Here is an 18,688-nt window from a genome sequence, read left to right on the forward strand (position 1 = left end):
CTAAAGTTTGGGACATTTTTAAATCATCAAGGAGATAAGTATGTGGAATCAAGTCTATGACCCACTAGGAAATCCGTGGTTAAGCGCACTTGTCGCGCTTATACCTATTGCCGTCTTTTTCATCTCCCTGCTTGTGCTAAAGCTTAAAGGGCACTGGGCTGGGCTTTTAACCGTGGTAAGCGCAATCATCATTGCCGTCTTTATCTATGAAATGCCTATGGATAAAGCTCTATGGAGCTTCGCTTATGGCGCGTTTTATGGGCTATGGCCTATTGCTTGGATTATCATTGCAGCAATTTTTCTCTACAAGCTCACGGTCAAATCTGGGTATTTTGACATTTTGCGAGAATCTATCATCGCTATCACACCAGATCAAAGAATCCAAGTGATTTTGATAGGGTTCTGCTTTGGCGCGTTTTTGGAGGGGGCGATCGGCTTTGGCGGACCTGTGGCGATTACTGCTGCCCTGCTTGTGGGGCTTGGGCTTCGCCCACTCTATGCAGCTGGGCTTTGCCTTATAGCCAATACTGCGCCTGTGGCATTTGGTGCAGTAGGTGTGCCAATCACTGCGATGGCTGGGGCGGTCAATGTGCCTGCTATTGAGATTTCTGCGATGGCTGGGCATATGCTCCCACCACTCTCGCTTTTTGTGCCATTTTTCCTTGTTTTTCTTATGAATGGATTTAAAGGCGTGAAAGAAACTTGGCCCGTGGCTCTAGTAGCTGGCGGAAGCTTTGCAATCGTGCAATATTTAACAGCCGTATATAGCGGACCAGAGTTGCCAGATATTGCTTCAGCGGTTGTCTCTATCGTCTGTGTGGCGGTGTTTTTGCGATTCTGGCAGCCAAAAAATATTTTTACATTTGATGCAGCTGATGGGAAGAATACTGAAAATACCAAAGGAGCAAGTGCTGCACTAGAGATCAAAAAGCACAGCACAAAGGAAATCGTGCTAGCGTGGCTGCCATTTGTCCTACTCATTGGTGTGATTTTGATCTGGACAGCAGGGTGGTTTAAGGACTTGTTTGTCGGTGCAGGTGGCAAGCTCTCCACCGGTGAAATCGCGCAAGAAGCCGGAATCCTAGCTGCTAGTGTGCTGAAGTTTGACTTCGCAAGTCTAAAGGAAGTGATCCAAATCCCACCGGCTGTGGCTAGTGAAAAGGCAGTAAAATCACTCTTTGAAATCCCCATCATCAACGCCACTGGGACTTCGATTCTCATCGTAGCTCTTATCACTATCCCTTTGCTTCGTGTAAAACTTGGCACAGCAGTAGCAACCTTTGGTGAGACGCTTAATGAGATGAAATGGGCGATTTTCACTATCGCTTTGGTTGTGGGCTTTGCGTTTGTGTCAAATTACAGCGGTATCTCTGCCACACTTGCCCTAGCTCTCGCACAAACAGGCAATGCCTTTGCGTTCTTCTCTCCAATCGTTGGCTGGATAGGGGTCTTCCTAACAGGTAGTGATACAAGCTCTAACCTACTCTTTGGCACATTGCAGCAGCTAACTGCTAGACAGCTTGGCATTGATGAAGTGCTATTCCTAGCAGCAAACTCTGTGGGTGGTGTCGTAGGCAAGATGATAAGCCCGCAAAGTATTGCGATTGCTTGTGCAGCGGTGGGGCTAGCTGGAAAAGAGTCTGAACTCTTCCGCTTCACGGTGAAATACTCGATTTTGTTTGTCATTGGCATTGGGCTTTTCACCTACGCTATTGCCTTTTATATGCAGTGGTTAATCCCTTAAAGGCAAGCTATGGCATTTGTCGGCAAGCTTTGTGATATGAGAGCGATGTTCCACACACAAGCTTTGCTTGGCATTTACGCATATCTTAGTAACGCCTGCACAAAGGGGAGCTGCGAGTTTGAGCGCATTCTCTCTGGCGAGCAGACAATCCAGCTAGATTTTGGGGCATTTGCCATTGAGCAGTCTTATCATCTTAAAGACTTATCCAAAGCTTTCTATGAAACGCATAGAAATTATGTTGATTTACAGCTAGTCGTCCAAGGCGAAGAGATATTTTCTATCGCTGCGGCAAGCGATTGTGCGATAAAAGACCCCTACAATGCAGAAAAAGATCTAATCACCTACCACCCACCAAAGCACAGCTCAACCCTTCACCTTAGTGCTGGAATGCTTGCGGTGTTTTTCCCTTATGATGTGCATTCTGGTGGGCTTGGAGCAGAATCTCTAGGGATAAAGCCTGTCTATAAAAGTGTGGTAAAAGTCCCTGTTAATCTACTAGCACCTAGATTCTAGCCTTATGCTACGCGCGCTGCTTTGCTACTTAGCTTTGTGTATGGGCGCGGTGGCTGGCATAGAATCTACTTTCAACCAATGCCTTAAACAAGAAGTTTTACCTGTTTGCCTAGATGGATTCTACAAAGTGCCTGATTTTCTTAACTTTAAAGGCGGGTATGTCTATGTGTTTGTCCATAATGGCAAGCTATTTGCCTATGGCGTGAAAAATCTCGATGGCAGCACAACGGCAAATTACGACATCTACAACCCAGACAAAAGCCTGCGATCGCGCCTTGATAAAGAAGTCATTTTTCTACAAAACCTCGCCATAAATGATACAAGTCTCTATGGTGGGACTTCATACAACTTTCAAAATGGTTCGACCTACTATACAAAAGGCAAGATTCTAGCAAATGGTGATTTGCACTTAGATTTTGCCCTAGATAGCTACCATATCCTTGGGAAAAGCTTCTTATGGCAGCGACTTAGCGAGACACAAGTGCGCCACCACGACCTTCGCCCGATCAATAAACAGCGAGCCCTAGAAACACTTAGAGACAAGTAGGTGGAATCTGCGTAAGCAGCACATCATACACCAAAGGCAGCTCCCTAAATCCATCACTATCCATAAAATGCCCGCCCTTATCTCTAGCGATGAAGTCCGCACCAATTAGTTCTGCTAGATTCTGGCTCAAGCTAAAAGGCACGATCACATCATCACGCGCACTAATCACAGCCCTACGACACACTATCTGCTTAATTTTCCCGCTTTGAAGTGGAAATTTTACAAAGAGTGAAAGCTCTGGCAAAGTCGGCAGCTCTTCACAAAAACCAGCCACAAGCACTGCGCCTCCAACTCTCACACAAGAATCTAGTGTTTCAATAAAACGCAAGGTAGCAATGCAGCCAAGGCTATGAGCGACAAAATACACACTCTCATCAATCTCGCCATCAGCGCACACTTGCTCATAAATAGCCTGTGTCCATTCATTAGGGTTTGGATTCTCTGGAGTAGGTAGGCGCAGCACGCTTGCATAAATATCGCGCTCGCCAAGCTCTCTAGCCAGCCATTGAAACCAGTTTTTCTCTGGGCTAGAGTCAAAGCCGTGGATAATGTAGATTCTCACCCCCACATTATGCCCGTTCGTAGAAGTAGTTGAGATATAAGCTATGGTCGGCGTGGGTTGGCTTCATTGACACGAAGTTTCCTTCCCATAAACTCCGTGTTATCAAGCGCGCTAATCGCCTTGAGTGCTTCTTCATCTTCCATTTCAACAAAGCCAAAGCCCTTTGCCCTGCCGGTTTCTCTGTCGTTGATAAGCTTCACAGAGCTTACAGCACCAAATTGCCCAAAAAGTTCGATCATCTGCTCATTTGTCGTAGAATAAGGGAGATTACCGACATAGATACTTTTCATTTTATCTCCAGAAAGTAGATTCTCTAACTGCAATGATGGCTTACAAACTCTCAACAAGAATCCAGCAAAAACCACTCAAATGTAAATTAGAAGTGCGTGTATGGTATGCTTTTTGTGCTTAAAGTTTAGTAAAAGTCTATGCGGAGCAGCGCGCATTATTCATTGCGCAAGACACTAAGTGCGTTGATTTGGGCAGCTTTTTTGGCTGGATAGTAAGAGGAGAAGCACACGATACACACTGCCCCCACCAAAGTCGCACAAAAATCAAATACACTTACATCTAAAGGCAGTTTGCTGACCCCATACACATCTGCTGGCAGCGTGATAATGGGAAAAGTATCTAGCACAAAAAGCACCACACCACTTAGCACCACGCCAAAGACAATCCCACCAAGCCCAATACTTATCCCAAGTAGAAAAAAGCTTTTTCGCACCTCAGCGGCACTAGCACCCAAGCTCAATAGCAAGGCGATTTCTTTTCTCCTATTCATCACCACCATCAAAAGTGAGCTAATAATATTTAAGCTTGCCATAAGGATTATAAGCATAAGCACGATAAAAAGGACATTTTTTTCTAAATCCATCGCGGCAAACAAATTGCTATTGCGCTCCCACCACCCCTCTATACCGATATGATGAATCCCTTTTTTCTCTAAATACTCGCGTAGATTCTGCTTATCTTGCATAGGTGTTTTAGAGTGGATATGCACACCATCATATAAACCTTGTGGAAGCTTCTTAATTGCTGCTAGTGCAGAGAGATTGGCATACATATAAGCAGAATCATACGCGCTAATCCCAGAGCTAAACACGCCTGCTACGCTAAATCGCTTCATTGTGGGGCTAAGGGTAAGCCCCGTTGGCTCAAGACTTGTGAAAAATAATGCAATCTTTTCTCCGTGCGCTAAAAAGTGCGCATCACTCAAAGACTTGCCAACCATTAGTGAGAATTTCTCATCGATGAAGCTCTGCCTAGATTCTAGCGGCAAAGCCTCGGCAAACACCGGATTGATCGCAGCTTCTTTGCTAGGATCTATGCCAAAGAGCACTGCAGCTTCCATCGTGCCATTGACTCTAGCGACTGCTTGCATATAGAGATAGGGGCTAAAGCTTAGAGCTGGAAAATGCTCTTCTAAATCCTGCACCAAATCTTGTGTAATACCCTTTTGCTGAAGCGAGATAATTGTAAGCGGGTAGCTCATCACAAACAATCGCTTTTCAAACTCCTTGCTCATACCATTCATAATCGCCATCGCTACAATGAGCACCATAACTCCCACCCCAATGCCCAAAAACGCCAAAATCGCCGTGATAGAAATAAATGGCTGGCTTTTATCAAAGCGCAAAAACTTCCTGTGTAAAAACCTGACAAGAGAGTGCGCGGGCACGCCTTTATTGGAGTTTATAGCTGGTGGATTTGTGGCAGTTTGCTTGCTCATTATTGTGCTAGCATTCCCTTTTTGGGTCCGCTTTTGCCGTGGCAGAGCTTGTATTTTTTCCCACTGCCACAAGGGCAAGGATCATTGCGTGCGATCTTTTTTTGCCCAAAATCCTCTTGTGTGAGATTCTGCTCTATGGCTTGGCTATTGTAGTGCAGCTCATCACTTGTTTGGGCTAGATCGCTTAGGACTTCTTGAGTTTGGGCTTTGGTGGATTCTGGCTCTTTGATTTGGATAATGTGCAGAGTTTTTATCGCCTGAGTTTTCACCTGCTCAATAAACTCCATAAAAAGGCTATAACTCTCCTTTTTATACTCCACAAGCGGGTCTTTTTGGTTATAGCCTCGTAGTGAGATCCCTGTCTTTAGCGTATCCATAGAGTAGAGATGCTCGCGCCAAAGCGTATCGAGCGTCTGCAAGTAGATAATGCGCTCAATCTCATTGCGGCTCTCTCCTGCCGCTGCCATTTTCTTTTCATAGCTTTTTGCTAAAAGCGCGTTAGTTTGCTCAAGCAAGCTGCTTTCATCAATGTCATTTGCAATATCATCGCCTAGCTCTTGGTGCAGATGTTCGCCTAGATTCTGGTAGCCAAACTCTTCTTGCAGGATTTTTTCTAACGCCTGCACACTTGCTTGCATATCGCCTTGGCTATGGCTTTGCGCTTGATCGAAACACTCCTGCAAGGCTGCTAGGCGATTTTGCTCCACTCGCTCACTCATATCAAAGCTAGAATCCAAAAGCTCATCGCGGAATTTATACACACTTTTGCGCTGCTCATTTGCTACATCATCATACTCTAATAAGTGCTTGCGCGATTCAAAATGGAGATTCTCGACCTTTTTTTGCGCATTTTGGACTGATCGCGTTACAAGAGTAGATTCTATATGCTCGCCCTCTTTTAGCCCAAGTCGCTCCATAATGCCCTTTAGCTTATCACTGCCAAAAATCCTTAGCAAGCCATCTTCTAAGCTTAGATAAAACTGGCTCACCCCCGGATCACCCTGCCGCCCAGATCGCCCGCGCAGCTGATTGTCAATCCGCCTGCTCTCGTGCCGCTCTGTGCCAATGATATATAGCCCCCCTAGCGCGCGCACTTCTTCATCGATCTTAATATCCACACCACGCCCTGCCATATTTGTCGCAATGGTAACTGAGCCTTTCAACCCAGCGTCTTTGATGATTTCAGACTCCTTTGTATGCTGCTTGGCATTGAGCACGGTGTGGGGGATTTTGGCTTGTTTTAGGAGATTGTGCAAAAGCTCGCTTTTTTCAATGCTTGCTGTGCCCACAAGCACAGGCTGTCCTTTGGCATAAAGCTCTGTGATTTTAGCAAGCACGGCATTAAACTTCTCGCGCTCACTCTTGTAAATTAAGTCATTCAAATCTTTGCGCTGTACAGGGAGATTTGTGGGGATTGAGACAACTTCCAAATTATAAATTTGCAAAAATTCGCTCGCTTCTGTCTGCGCTGTGCCTGTCATACCAGAGAGCTTGCTATACAAGCGGAAGTAATTTTGGAATGTAATATCCGCTAGTGTTTGGCTCTCTTCTTTAATGGCGACCTTTTCCTTTGCTTCTAGGGCTTGGTGTAAGCCTTCGCTAAATCGCCGCCCCTCGCTCAATCGCCCGGTAAATTCATCGACAATTACCACTTCACCTTCTTGGATCACATAGTCTTGATCTTTGAAAAAGAGAAAATTCGCCTTTAAAGCTTGATCGAGATGGTGGGAGAGCGCGGCATTTTCTATGCTATAAAGATTTTCTATTTTGAAGAGCTTTTCTGCCTTTTTAATGCCCTCTTCTGTGATTAAAATCACGCGATTTTTCTCATCAATTGTGAAGTCTTCTTCAGCTTTCATCTGCTTTGCCACAGAATCTGCTGTGGTGTAATGCTCCATTTTGCGATTAACCGGACCAGAGATGATAAGTGGTGTGCGTGCCTCATCGATTAAGATAGAATCCACCTCATCGACAATGGCGTAAGAGTGGGATTTCTGCACCTTTTGGTTAAGGTCGTATTTCATATTATCGCGCAAATAGTCAAAGCCAAATTCATTATTTGTGCCATAGACTATATCGCACGCATACATAGTAAGTCGCTCCTCTTCGCTAACACCAGCGGTAATGACCCCCACACTATAGCCCAAAAACTCATACAAAGGACGCATTTCTTGTGCATCGCGATTGGCTAGATAGTCATTAACTGTTACGATATGCACGCTCTCTCCTGCTAAAGCATTAAGCGCGCTTGCAAGCGTGGCTACAAGAGTTTTGCCCTCGCCTGTTTTCATCTCGGCAATGCGCCCATCGTGCAACGCCATAGCACCGATGAGCTGCACATCAAAATGCCGCATATTAAGCGTGCGCTTGGCTGCTTCCCTAGTGATAGCAAAGCTCTCATTTAGCACAGAGTCCAAACTCTCCCCATTTTCACGCACGCGCTTTTTAAGCTCCATAAATCGCTCTTGTAGCTCTATATCACTTAGTGCTTCAAAGGTAGATTCTAGGGCATTGATAGCATCTACACGCTTTTGGTAGGAGCGGATAAGCTTGTCATTACGAGTGCCAAAAATCAAGCCAAAAATCATCTTTATCATTACAAAACCTTAAAAAATGGATAAAAAATTATAATGCAACTTTGTAAAAATGTCTTTAATCGCATAAGCGCGCAAGCTCTATGCTACGCCTTGAAAAGCGACTCAAGCGCATCAATCCCCACCTTTTGCTCTTCTTTGTTAGATTCTACATCTTCTTGTGATTTTTCTTTGATGATTTCCACAAGCTCGATTTCAAATCCTGTGAGCATACACGCTAGGCGGATATTGACACCATTTTTGCCAATTGCTTTGCTTTTTTGATCGCTCATTATGCTAACTTGCGCCTTTTTCTCTTCTTCGGTGTTGGAGAGAATCTTTACTGCGATGATTTGCGCTGGGGCTAGGGCTTTGCTAATAAAAATTTCTGGGATTTCTGCATACTCAATACAATCGATATTTTCGCCATTAAGCCTACGGCTTACGGCGTTGATCCTAACGCCCTTTGTCCCCACACTTGAGCCAATGGGATCAATCCTTGGGCTTGTGGAATACAAAGCGACTTTGGCGCGATCGCCCGGGATCCTAGCGCATTTTTGGATAATCACTTCGCCATCTTTAATCTCTGGGACTTCTTGCTCTAGCAGGGCTTCAAGCATTTTAGGCGTGGTGCGAGATAGCTCGACATACAGCCCATCTTTTTGGAATCGCACAAATTTTACAATGCAGCTAATCGTGTCATTCACCTTAAACTTCTCGCCTTTAATGCGGTTTTTGAGCGGCAAAACTGCGCGAATATCTTGGATCTCCACATAGGTATTCTCCTGCTCATCAACAGCGATAACCTGCCCACTCACAAGCTTGCCTAGCATTTCTTTAAAGCTTACAAACAGCTGGTTTTCTATGGTGCGCTGGATATGGAACTCCAAATCGGCAAAGAGCATATTAACGGCATTTCTACTCATATTTTCTAGGCTTATTTCGTGGTGGATTTCATCATTGATACTCACATCATCTCCTGATGCTTCTTTCGCCTGTGAGAGCGCGATAAAATTATGCGGATCAGCTGCCACTCTCTCATCATCATCAGCACATACAAGCACAGAGTGGATAAGCCTAAAAGTGCGGTGCTTTTCATCTTCTTCAATGATATAGTTTAGCTCTTCACCAAACTGCTTTTTAGCGACTTTTATAATGGTGTCCTTTACCACTTGCGCCACAAGCTTAGGCTCTAACCCTTTCTCACAAGCAATAAGCTCAATAATATCTACGATCTTCTCCATAGCACTCCTTTGTCTTTAAGCTCTTTCAATAATTTAGATTTAGTCTTTAGGGATTAGTCTTAGGGGGGTCTTGAAAGTGGGTGGCATTATAGCAAATTTTTAAGCCAATTCTAGCTACAATGGCGCAAATCTTTTTTAGGAGTATATAGATATGGAACTAAAACTCGCCCCTATGGACACAGCAAACATCTCCCAAGCAAGCACGCAAACAATCGCAGTAGAAAGCCTACTAGAATCTACTTCTTCCTTGCAGGTAGTCTATCTTGATAAGCAAAATAGCCAAAAAGACTTGCAAAAAGCAAAGACCCTACTAGAATCCAAAGGCAAAGTTGTCTATATGGGCGAAGTGCGCTATGGGCTTGATGCCAAAGACTTTATCTATGAATTTAGGATTCTATAAGCTGCTATGAAGCTTTTTGTCCAAACACTTGGCTGCGCGATGAATGAGCGCGATAGCGAGCATATGATCGCAGAGCTAGAGAAAAAAGAGGGCTACACACTCACCGATGATGCCACGCAAGCAGATTTGATACTTATCAACACCTGCTCCGTGCGTGAAAAGCCAGAACGCAGGCTTTTTTCAGAAATCGGTCAATACGCCCAGCAGAAGAAAAAAGGCGCGAAAATCGGCGTATGTGGCTGCACGGCAAGTCATATGGGCGCAGAGATTTTGCGCAAATCTTCGGCAGTAGATTTTGTCCTAGGTGCGCGCAATATCTCTAAAATCACACAAATTATCCACAAGCCAAAGGCGGTAGAAGTGGATTTGAGCTATGATGATAGTCTCTATGCCTTTGAGGGCGTGCGCTCTAGCGGGGTAAAGGCTCTGCTTAATATCTCCATAGGCTGTGATAAATCCTGCGCTTACTGCATAGTCCCCCACACAAGGGGCAAGGAAATCTCTATCCCCCTTGATCTGCTCCTTGCTGAAGCGCGCAAGCTTGCGCAAAATGGCATTAAAGAGCTTTTGCTACTTGGGCAGAATGTCAATAACTATGGCGTGCGCTTCTCTAGTGCGCATAAACAAATCAACTTCTCTGGACTCTTAGCAGAGCTAGCAGAGATTGATGGTATAGAGAGGATCCGCTTCACCTCTCCCCACCCACTACATATGGACGATGAGTTTCTCCACGAATTTGCGCGCAATCCTAAAGTATGCAAATCTATCCATATGCCTTTGCAAAGTGGCTCAAGCAAGATTCTAAAAGCTATGCGCAGAGGGTATAGCAAGGAGTGGTTTTTAGACCGCGTGCAAAAGCTCAAATCACTTGTGCCAGAAGTAACAATTAGCACAGATATTATTGTAGGCTTTGTGGGTGAGAGTGAAGAAGACTTCGCCCACACGCTTGATGTGCTAGAGCAAGTGCGCTTTGATACGCTTTATAGCTTTATCTACTCGCCGCGCCCACACACACTTGCCTACTCACTTGACCCATCTAGCCATATCCCTAAAGACATCGCCCAAGCGCGCTTAAGCACCTTGCAAGAGCGACATAGGGAGATTTTACGCGAGAAAGCCCAAGCAGAAATAGGCAGAGAATATATCGTGCTTGTAGAAAACACCCTGCAAGATAAAGACATAGTCTTTAGCGAAGGGCGCAGTGATAACAACAAGCTTATCCATATAGAAAATGCCGCGCTAGATCTTGGGGAGTTTGTGCGTGTAAGAATCACGCGCAATGAAGGTGGCTCACTCTTTGGAGAGCTAGCATAGGCTTGGCTTTGGCTAGTTGCTGCTATGGATAATTACTAATGGCGATTTCACACAAAGGCGCGCAAGAAGTGCAGACACCATACTTTCGCATAGATTCTACCACTGCCCAAGCTACAATAATCATCGGTGGAGTATGGGACTTCCGCGCTCCTAGGCGCACACTCTTTGCCTTAAGGCGCACACTAGAATCTAGGCATTTTTCGCGCATAGTCTTTGAGCAAGATGCGCAAATTGATCTAGCCTTTGGGATTTTTTTAAAGACACATTTGCATAAATCCCCAGAGATCCAAGCAAGCGAGCACATACGCGCCGTGCTTGATCAATGCCTAGTTAGCACGATCCCGCCTACGCCTAAGCGACACTTATTCCGCGCGCTGCTTACTTCACTTGGCAAGTGGGTTTATAGCTTTTATCAAAGCTTCTTAGACTTTTTAAACTTTGTGGGAATGAGCTTTTACTATCTAGCACTCTCTTTATGGAGACGCGATATCCGCTTAACCCCCCTGCTCTATCATATCAATGAGTCTGGCTTTAAAGCCCTGCCTGTGAGCTTGCTTACCGCTTTTATTGTGGGCTTTGCCATAGCATTGCAAGGAGCAGTGCAGCTAGAGCTTATGGGTGCGCCAATGCTAAGTATTGAGATGACAGCTAAGCTTTCTTTGCGCGAGATGGGTCCTTTTATCCTAGCACTTGTCATCGCTGGGCGCAGTGCCTCAAGCTTTACTGCACAAATTGGCGTAATGCGCCTAACTGATGAGATTGATGCAATGAAAACGATGAATTTCCACCCCATTACATTTCTTGTGATTCCAAGGCTTTTCGCGCTCATTATCGTTATGCCGCTTCTAGTGTTTTTAGCCGATGCATTTAGCCTATTAGGCGGTATGCTGGCTGTGTATGTGCAGCTAGGGATTGATATGGGGACTTATATTGATCGCGTGTATGAGAGCGTGAGCTGGTCGCACTTTTTCATAGGGCTCATCAAAGCTCCATTTTTTGGCGCGGCGATTGCGCTTGTGGGGTGCTTCCGTGGATTTTGCATTAAGGAGAATACGCAAGAGCTAGGGCGCATTACTACCATTAGTGTTGTCAATGCGCTCTTTTGGATCATCGCTATCAATGCGGTGTTTTCTTTCATCACTTCAAGGCTTGGGATATGAAATCGCTTATCCAAGTCCAAGATCTCTGCACCGCTTATGGCGATAGGCTAATCCACGATCGCATTAGCTTTGATGTTTATGAAGGTGAGATTTTTGGGATTCTAGGGGGTAGTGGCAGTGGGAAATCCACCCTACTTCGCTCAATGATCTTGCTCAATCGCCCCAAAAGTGGCAGAATCCTAATCTTTGATGAAGATATTTGGCAGCTTAAAGACCCTAGCACACTGCTTACGCGCTGTGGCGTGCTCTTTCAGTTTGGCGCGCTGTTTAGCTCATTAAATGTGCTAGAGAATGTCGGCATACTCCTTGAAGAGTATAGTGCCTACCCGCAATCAAGCATTACAGAAGTGGCAAAATACCTGCTTGATCGCGTAGGGCTTAGCCCCAAAGCCTACCATCTCTACCCGCACGAGCTAAGTGGCGGTATGAAAAAGCGTGTAGGATTAGCACGAGCCCTAGCCCTAAACCCTAGAATCTTATTTTTAGATGAGCCTAGTAGCGGGCTTGACCCAGCTAGTGCGCAGCAGCTTGATGAGCTTATTTGCGCGCTTCGGCTAGAATTTACGATGACAATTGTAATGATCACGCACGATTTAGATTCTATCAAAGATACAACCGATAGGTTTTTAATGCTAAAAGATGGGAAGATAGAGTTTTTGGGCAATCTTAGCGAGCTCGCACACAATGTGCATACACTAGATTCTAGTAATTTATTTTTCAGCAAACGAGGAGAGCGACTATGGAGAGAAATGTAAATTATGTGCTTATAGGGGGGATATTTTTTGCCATACTTATTGGGCTTATTGTCTTTATCTTGTGGTTTGGTAGAATCGGCTTTGATGAAGATAAATTTCGCACTTATACCATCACTACAAGCTACGACATCTCTGGCATTGCTGTGAAAACGCCCATTAAATATAAGGGCATTACCATTGGGCATATTAAACATATAGGCTTTGATACTACCCGGCTAGGTATGGTCAAAATCACCCTACTTATCCAAAGATCAATCCCCATAGCCAAAGGCTCTAGCGTACTCATTGACTCTCAAGGACTAGCCGGACTTAGCTATCTCGCCTTACGCCAGAATCCAAAGGGTGAGATCATCACTGATGATAGCGATGCGATTTTAACCCTTGATCAAAGCTTTTTAGGCAAGCTTAGTGATAAAGCAGACTCCGCGCTAGAAGAAATGCTAGGCGTGCTTGGCAGTGTAGAAAAGCTCCTTAGCGAAAAAAATGTAGCGCATATTAGCAGCGCACTCTCTTCCCTTGATAGATTCTCGCAAAATCTCCCAGCAATCAGCGATAATCTTAACCGCACCCTAGAATCTATCAGCCCACAGCAAGGCGCAGAGGGCTTAAGCGCAGGCGCAATGCTCGCTCCTACACTCTACCAAGCGCAAAAAAGCCTCCAAAATCTTGACATCGTGCTGCAAAAGACCTCAAATCTACTAGATAAGTTTGACAAAAACCCTTACCCCACAATTTTTGGAGAGAGAAAATGACGAGATATTTCCATATATGCACGCAATCTATCACCTTTGTAGTAGCTATGGCTCTTGGGCTACTTGGCTTTACAGGCTGTGTGAATATCAAAGCCACCCTGCCAGCACAAAGCTACTACACACTCTCATCACAAGAGCCCAAAGAGTATGAGTGCAAGAGCTTTAGCACCATAGGGCTAGAAGTTGAAGTCCCCACCTATCTTAACTCCCAGCAAATCATCATCACACAAAAGCACGCGCAAGTAGAGACTTTGGCAAGCACTAGGTGGCTCACACTTCCTTCACTCCTTTTGCAAGACACACTAGAATCTAACGCCAGAGCGCATTGTGTCGTGCTAAACACATTAGGCGCATACCCATTGAAGCTACATATTAAAGTGCGTGAAATAGGCATATACCAAAAGAAGCAAGCGCGCGTGGTGCTTGAATACACTTTGCTAAAAGGACAGGCATCCCACAAGATCCGCACATTTCTTAACACTAAAGAGATAGATTCTAGCGATGAGCGAGCTATGCTGCACGCCTTGCAAGACTCACTAGAATCTGCCCTAGCTAGAGTCCAAACTGCCCTGTGCGATGACACGAAGCTATGCACAAAGCCGCGCTAAATCACATTAGCTTAAGGAGATACTATGCAAAGCCCCCAATCATTAAATACCCCACGCCTTAGCCCAAGTCTCCTGCGCAGAATCTTTGTCGCCGCTTCTATCCGCCGGTGGAACGACCAAGCCTGTCCAGTGGAGTTTGTCGAGCTTGATAAGCAGGCACATAAGATGGTCATCGCCTATTTGTTTGCTAAGTATGAGGAGATTGATGGGCGCGAGATTGATTGGGAGCGGCTTATAGGGTATTTTTGCTTTGATTTTTTTGAGCGTGTGGTGCTTACAGATATTAAGCCGCCCGTTTTCCACGAGCTGCAAAAGCTCCATAGAAAAGAGCTTGCAAGCTTTGTTACAAGCGAGCTTAAGGGCGATCTTTGCGAGTATGAGTTTTTCTCATCACTAGAGCACTACTTCAAGCACCCGCCCCACAATATCGAAAAGCAGATTCTACAAGCTGCCCACTACTATGCGTCAAAATGGGAGTTTGACATTATCCACCACTTCAACCCTACGATGTTTGATGTAGGCAATATCAAAACCATCATTGATAAAGAAGTGGAGAAGCACTACAACTTGCAAGGTATGAAGCAGGTTGTGCTTTTTAAGCAAATTAGCGAAATTATCACAATGTTTGGGCAGCTTCGATTCCAAAAGCGGTGGAGTCAAACCCCGCGCGTGCCGGCGACCTCTGTGCTAGGGCACACACTTGTAGTAGCCCTTTGTGGCTATCTTTTAAGCCTTGATATGCCCTCTTGCAAGCAAATGCGTATCAACCACTTCCTAGGCGGGCTTTTTCACGATTTGCCAGAGATTTTGACACGCGATATTATCTCCCCTATCAAAAGCTCCATAGCAGGGCTAGATGAGCAAATCAAGCAAATAGAAGCCCGCGCCGTAGAAGAGAAAATCCTAGCCCATCTCCCAGAATCTATACGCGCAGATATTGTGTATTTCACGCAAAATGAATTTGCCAATCGATATAGAATCGAAGATTTCACACATTATACGAAAGATTCTAGCGAGCTTTTTGCGCACTACAATAGCGATGAGCACAATCCCGTGTGTGGAGAGTTTTTGAAAGTCTGCGATCATCTAAGCGCGTTTTTAGAAGCGAGAATCTCCATCGCACACGGCATTTCTAGCCAAGACCTAATCCAAGGTGCGCAAGGGATTTTAGAGAAGCGCAAGGACACGCAAATATGCGGGCTTGATCTAGGGGCGTTGTTTAGAAATTTTGCTTAAATGGTGCATATTGTGGTAAGTTTTGCATAATATGGACTAGTTTTTGCTTGGCTTTAGAGTAAATTTAGGACTTAGAGTTAGGATAATGGACAAAACACACTTTCACAGCAATTCTCGTATATTACGGATACTTCAGGCGTTTTTCACGCTTTTTCTCCTAGCTAGTGTGCTAGTGCTAGGGAGCGGCTGCTCGCTGTTTGAGTATATCCAGCGCAAAGCCACGCAAGGTAACATCAACGGCGATAATTGGTATGTGCAAAAAATCGTTATTGACAACAAAGAAACTTTCTATGCCCCCCAAGTCCTAGCCGCTAATGCCAAGCAGAATCTAGCAGAGCAGGAGCAAAAGAGCCTGCCACAAAAAATGCTAGAAGCAAAGGAGAGCATAGAAGAGCTAAGGAATCTCTCCCAAGCACAGCTTGAAGCTATGTCGCTAATCTATGAAAAAGCACGCCTAAAAGAAATCGCTCAAATTGATGAGATCGCTACGCTAAATTTTGACACGACACAAGGCAGAATCTCTGGGCAAAGTGGCTGCGGGTCGTATTTCTCAAGCTATGTGTGGAGCGATAAAGAGCATATCGAGCTATCAAATGGCGGCTCTACGCGCAAGCTTTGCTCACCTAGTGAGATCGTGCGCTTTGAGTTTCGCTTTATCCGTGAGCTAGAAGGTAGCTTTAAAGTGATCCAAAAATCCAAAGACTACCTAATCCTAGAGGGCAAAGAAATGACAATTTATCTCTATCGCAACACTAGCGCATAGGCTGGCACGATGCTACACCGCTTAGTGTGGGGCTTGGGGCTTGCTTGCTCCCTAGCTTTAGCAGATTCTGCTCCTAAAATCTTTGCAAAATGTATCGCTTGCCACGGACAAGATGGGCAGAAAATCGCCCCCGGGGCAAAGGGCGGCACAAGCATAGCAGGACTAAGCAAGCAAAAGCTTATCGCCGATCTCAAAGGCTACCGCGCGCAATTTACCGACAATGGCGGAGCGAAAAGCATTATGTATATCCAAGCCCAGAATCTAAGCGATACAGATATAAAAGAGCTAGCAGAGTATATCTCTAAGCTCCCCAAAGCCCAGCCAAATAGCACAGAGAAAGCCAAGTAGCTATAAAAGCTGCGTTTGTGTATAATGCCCCATTTCCTACCTAAAGGCTCTGTATGGCATATATCCGCCTTGATTCTAAAGCATTTTTCCACAATCTTACAGCAATCACTAATGAACTCTCCAAAGCCTGCCCCACCACCCCTAATCTCGCACTAGTGCTAAAAGACAATGCCTATGGACACGGACTAGAGCAAATCGCACACCTAGCCAAGCAAGCAGGCATAGAATCTGTGTTTGTCAAAAACTATGAAGAAGCCATAAGCATAGCCCAGCTTTTTGACACTATCACCGCGCTCTATGGCGAGATCCCGCCAAATGCGCCTAGCAATATCTGGGCTTCTATCCCTTCACTTCAAGCCCTAGAATCCTGTATCACCGCGCATAAAAACGCCCACCAAACGCGCAATATCGAGCTAAAAATCGACATTGGAATGCATCGCAATGGCATTGCTATCAATGAGCTAGATTCTGCCCTAGCACAGCTTGAAGAAGCAGAGCATATCAAGCTTGCAGGGGTGTTTGGGCATAATGGCTATGGGGATAATGATGATGAAAGCTTCTTCACATCAGTGCAGGCTTTTAGGGAGATTACAGATAAGGTGCGCAAATGGTGTGAAGCGCACCACCACCCTATGCCTAGATTCCACTCTCTTAGCACCAGCGGGGCATTGCGCTTAGGCACAGATAGTGCGCGAGATTTGGGGGACTTGGTGCGCATAGGCATTGGCGCGTATGGCTACCACACAAGCGAGCTGCCGCTACATATCGCGCTAAAGCCCATCGCTAGCCTTTGGGCGCGCAAAATCTCTAGTCTAGCTCTTAAAAAGGGCGATAGGATCGGCTATGGAGGGGTTAGTGTCGTGGAGAAAGATGGAGTCTTTAGCACCTATGATGTGGGCTATGGTGATGGATTATTCCGCATAGATTCTAGGCAGAATCTCACTTGCGCAAGCGGAGAAAAAATCCTGCCTGTGATGAGTATGGATAACTTCTCCTGCCAAAGCCAGAGGGAAGAAATTTGCGTATTTGATGATGTGAGTGCGTGGGCTAGGGCGTTTCACACGATCCCCTATATGATCCTAACGCACCTATCCCCTGCGCTAAAGCGCGTGGTGGTGTGATGTATTTCGCCTACTCACACGCGCCTATTTCTTGCTATTTCGCCCATAGTAGCAGGGATTTTGTCGTGCAAGAGATCCCACTCTATGCCTTTAGCGGCAGTGGCGAGCATAGAATCCTAAGGGTAAGGAAAAAAAATCTAAGCACCTTTGAGCTACTTAGCATCATCGCCCAAGCCTTTAACCTCCCCACAAAATCCATAGGTTATGCTGGCTTAAAGGACAAGCACGCCACCACTACGCAATATCTCTCACTCCCAGCAAAAAGCACGCAACACTTCTGTGCTATCTTTGACTCCTTAGCAAAGCAGCACGACATAAAGCTGCTTGATAGCACGCTGCATAGCAACAAGCTCCGCCTAGGACATTTGAAAGGCAATCGCTTTTTCGTGCGGCTAAAAAAGCTTAATCCCACCAATGCCAAAAAGCTAGAATCCACTTTTTCACACATCGCCAAAAATGGCTTCCCTAATTTCTTTGGATTCCAGCGATTTGGCATAAATGGGGATAATTATCTACTAGGGCTATCCCTTAGCAAACGCAAAAACGCCCAAACAAGCCCCTATCTCTCCCTACTAGCGCAGCTGCACCCAAGCTTTGCTAGCACGCACGCACAAGCCCACCAGAATCCACTTTTTCACACAAAGCGATATAACCGCGCTATGCAGGAGTTTTTTATCTCAAGCTATCAAAGCTTTTTGTTTAATGCTTGGCTTAGGGCTAGGGTGTGCTTAAGTGCGTGGGCTAGGGAGTTTAGCCCACAAGAGCTACAAGAAATCACGCGCCACTATGCAGCCCAAGCCCTAGAATCCACTTTTTCAAGGGATTCAGCTTGTGGGCTAGAATCCACTTTTGAAACCTCCCTTCAAAACGCGCAAGATACTTGCGCTGCCACCCTTTGTGCGCAGTTTTTACAATCTCTCCCCACAGCCGCGCTAGAATCCTTATGCGCCCAGCCCCAATCTTTCGCGCTTTTAGAAGGCGATTTGTGCTGCCACTATCCCCACGGCAAGCTTTTTAGCCTAGAGTCCGCCTCGCCACAAGAGTGCGATCGCTTTAGCCAGCAGGGCTTCTCCCCCACAGGCGCGCTAAGTGGGCAGAATCTAAAAGCCCCAAGCACGCTTGCAGGGCAGCTAGAGCAGAGCTTCCTAGCTCCAATCCCAGCACCTAGCTCTAGGCGATATGCGTGGGTGTGGGCAAGCGAAGTAGAGTTTTGCTACAAGCCAGAAGTCGCCCAAGCAGAGCTACACTTCAGCCTGCCAAGTGGCGCGTATGCCACAAGCTTTTTAGAGCAGGTGCTAAAGCAATATTTAAGAAGCTAA

General features: G+C 45.6%; 19 protein-coding genes. 14 read left to right on the forward strand and 5 right to left on the reverse strand.

What is annotated here, in order from left to right:
- Positions 1-40: 40 nt before the first annotated feature.
- From F4V45_RS02030 to F4V45_RS02040, 3 genes are read left to right on the forward strand one after another with little or no spacing between them, the layout of a single operon-like run.
- Complete coding sequence (locus tag F4V45_RS02030) at positions 41-1,744, forward strand: lactate permease LctP family transporter (protein ID WP_210670634.1); 1,704 nt, start codon at positions 41-43, stop codon at positions 1,742-1,744.
- Between the two features lie 9 nt (positions 1,745-1,753).
- Complete coding sequence (locus tag F4V45_RS02035) at positions 1,754-2,257, forward strand: NanQ anomerase/TabA/YiaL family protein (protein ID WP_150336832.1); 504 nt, start codon at positions 1,754-1,756, stop codon at positions 2,255-2,257.
- Positions 2,258-2,297: 40 nt separating this feature from the next.
- Positions 2,298-2,804: a DUF2147 domain-containing protein gene (locus tag F4V45_RS02040; protein WP_170235123.1), complete on the forward strand. Its 507-nt coding sequence runs from the start codon at positions 2,298-2,300 to the stop codon at positions 2,802-2,804.
- Here F4V45_RS02040 and F4V45_RS02045 read toward each other — a convergent pair.
- The 5 genes from F4V45_RS02045 to nusA all read right to left on the reverse strand — a co-directional run bounded on the left by F4V45_RS02045 (position 2,791) and on the right by nusA (position 8,912).
- A complete protein-coding gene (locus F4V45_RS02045; protein WP_170235124.1) occupies positions 2,791-3,372 on the reverse strand; it encodes an RBBP9/YdeN family alpha/beta hydrolase in 582 nt (193 codons plus the stop codon). The genes F4V45_RS02040 and F4V45_RS02045 overlap by 14 nt on opposite strands.
- 35 nt (positions 3,373-3,407) lie before the next feature.
- Positions 3,408-3,656, reverse strand: a complete 249-nt coding sequence (locus F4V45_RS02050) for an RNA-binding regulator (protein ID WP_023929323.1) — start codon at positions 3,654-3,656, stop codon at positions 3,408-3,410.
- Between the two features lie 155 nt (positions 3,657-3,811).
- The gene (locus tag F4V45_RS02055; protein ID WP_034577950.1) at positions 3,812-5,044 is read right to left on the reverse strand and encodes an ABC transporter permease; all 1,233 of its coding nucleotides are present in this window, start codon (positions 5,042-5,044) and stop codon (positions 3,812-3,814) included.
- Between the two features lie 50 nt (positions 5,045-5,094).
- Positions 5,095-7,692, reverse strand: coding sequence for a preprotein translocase subunit SecA (gene secA, locus F4V45_RS02060; protein WP_150336835.1), 2,598 nt, complete (start codon positions 7,690-7,692; stop codon positions 5,095-5,097).
- 83 nt (positions 7,693-7,775) lie between these two features.
- Positions 7,776-8,912: a transcription termination factor NusA gene (nusA, locus tag F4V45_RS02065; RefSeq protein WP_150336836.1), complete on the reverse strand. Its 1,137-nt coding sequence runs from the start codon at positions 8,910-8,912 to the stop codon at positions 7,776-7,778.
- Between the two features lie 151 nt (positions 8,913-9,063).
- Between nusA and F4V45_RS02070 the strand changes: the two genes are divergently transcribed.
- The 11 genes from F4V45_RS02070 to F4V45_RS02120 all read left to right on the forward strand — a co-directional run bounded on the left by F4V45_RS02070 (position 9,064) and on the right by F4V45_RS02120 (position 18,688).
- Complete coding sequence (locus F4V45_RS02070; RefSeq protein ID WP_023929327.1) at positions 9,064-9,312, forward strand: HP0268 family nuclease; 249 nt, start codon at positions 9,064-9,066, stop codon at positions 9,310-9,312.
- Positions 9,313-9,318: 6 nt separating this feature from the next.
- Entirely contained in the window at positions 9,319-10,626 is a 1,308-nt protein-coding gene (gene miaB, locus F4V45_RS02075) for a tRNA (N6-isopentenyl adenosine(37)-C2)-methylthiotransferase MiaB (protein WP_150336837.1), read from the forward strand.
- A 38-nt stretch (positions 10,627-10,664) separates the two neighbouring features.
- On the forward strand, positions 10,665-11,786 hold the full coding sequence (locus tag F4V45_RS02080) for an MlaE family lipid ABC transporter permease subunit (protein WP_150336838.1): 1,122 nt from the start codon (positions 10,665-10,667) through the stop codon (positions 11,784-11,786).
- Positions 11,783-12,541 carry an ABC transporter ATP-binding protein gene (locus F4V45_RS02085; protein WP_150336839.1) on the forward strand — a complete coding sequence of 253 codons (759 nt, stop codon included), beginning with the start codon at positions 11,783-11,785 and terminating at the stop codon, positions 12,539-12,541. Before F4V45_RS02080 ends, F4V45_RS02085 begins: the two co-directional genes overlap by 4 nt.
- Positions 12,526-13,293 (forward strand): MlaD family protein, encoded by a 768-nt coding sequence (locus F4V45_RS02090; RefSeq protein ID WP_150336840.1) that lies wholly within the window; start codon positions 12,526-12,528, stop codon positions 13,291-13,293. The genes F4V45_RS02085 and F4V45_RS02090 overlap by 16 nt, the downstream gene beginning before the upstream one ends.
- A complete protein-coding gene (locus tag F4V45_RS02095; protein WP_150336841.1) occupies positions 13,290-13,901 on the forward strand; it encodes an ABC-type transport auxiliary lipoprotein family protein in 612 nt (203 codons plus the stop codon). Before F4V45_RS02090 ends, F4V45_RS02095 begins: the two co-directional genes overlap by 4 nt.
- A gap of 24 nt (positions 13,902-13,925) precedes the next feature.
- A complete protein-coding gene (locus F4V45_RS02100) occupies positions 13,926-15,137 on the forward strand; it encodes an HD domain-containing protein (RefSeq protein WP_150336842.1) in 1,212 nt (403 codons plus the stop codon).
- 85 nt (positions 15,138-15,222) lie between these two features.
- Positions 15,223-15,900, forward strand: a complete 678-nt coding sequence (locus tag F4V45_RS02105) for an META domain-containing protein (protein WP_150336843.1) — start codon at positions 15,223-15,225, stop codon at positions 15,898-15,900.
- A 9-nt stretch (positions 15,901-15,909) separates the two neighbouring features.
- Positions 15,910-16,248 (forward strand): c-type cytochrome, encoded by a 339-nt coding sequence (locus tag F4V45_RS02110; protein WP_150336844.1) that lies wholly within the window; start codon positions 15,910-15,912, stop codon positions 16,246-16,248.
- Between the two features lie 53 nt (positions 16,249-16,301).
- Positions 16,302-17,369: an alanine racemase gene (locus F4V45_RS02115; protein ID WP_150336845.1), complete on the forward strand. Its 1,068-nt coding sequence runs from the start codon at positions 16,302-16,304 to the stop codon at positions 17,367-17,369.
- Positions 17,369-18,688 carry a tRNA pseudouridine(13) synthase TruD gene (locus F4V45_RS02120; protein WP_246144979.1) on the forward strand — a complete coding sequence of 440 codons (1,320 nt, stop codon included), beginning with the start codon at positions 17,369-17,371 and terminating at the stop codon, positions 18,686-18,688. The genes F4V45_RS02115 and F4V45_RS02120 overlap by 1 nt, the downstream gene beginning before the upstream one ends.

Source organism: Helicobacter canis, assembly GCF_008693005.1.
In the GTDB taxonomy this organism is placed as follows: Bacteria; Campylobacterota; Campylobacteria; order Campylobacterales; family Helicobacteraceae; genus Helicobacter_B; species Helicobacter_B canis.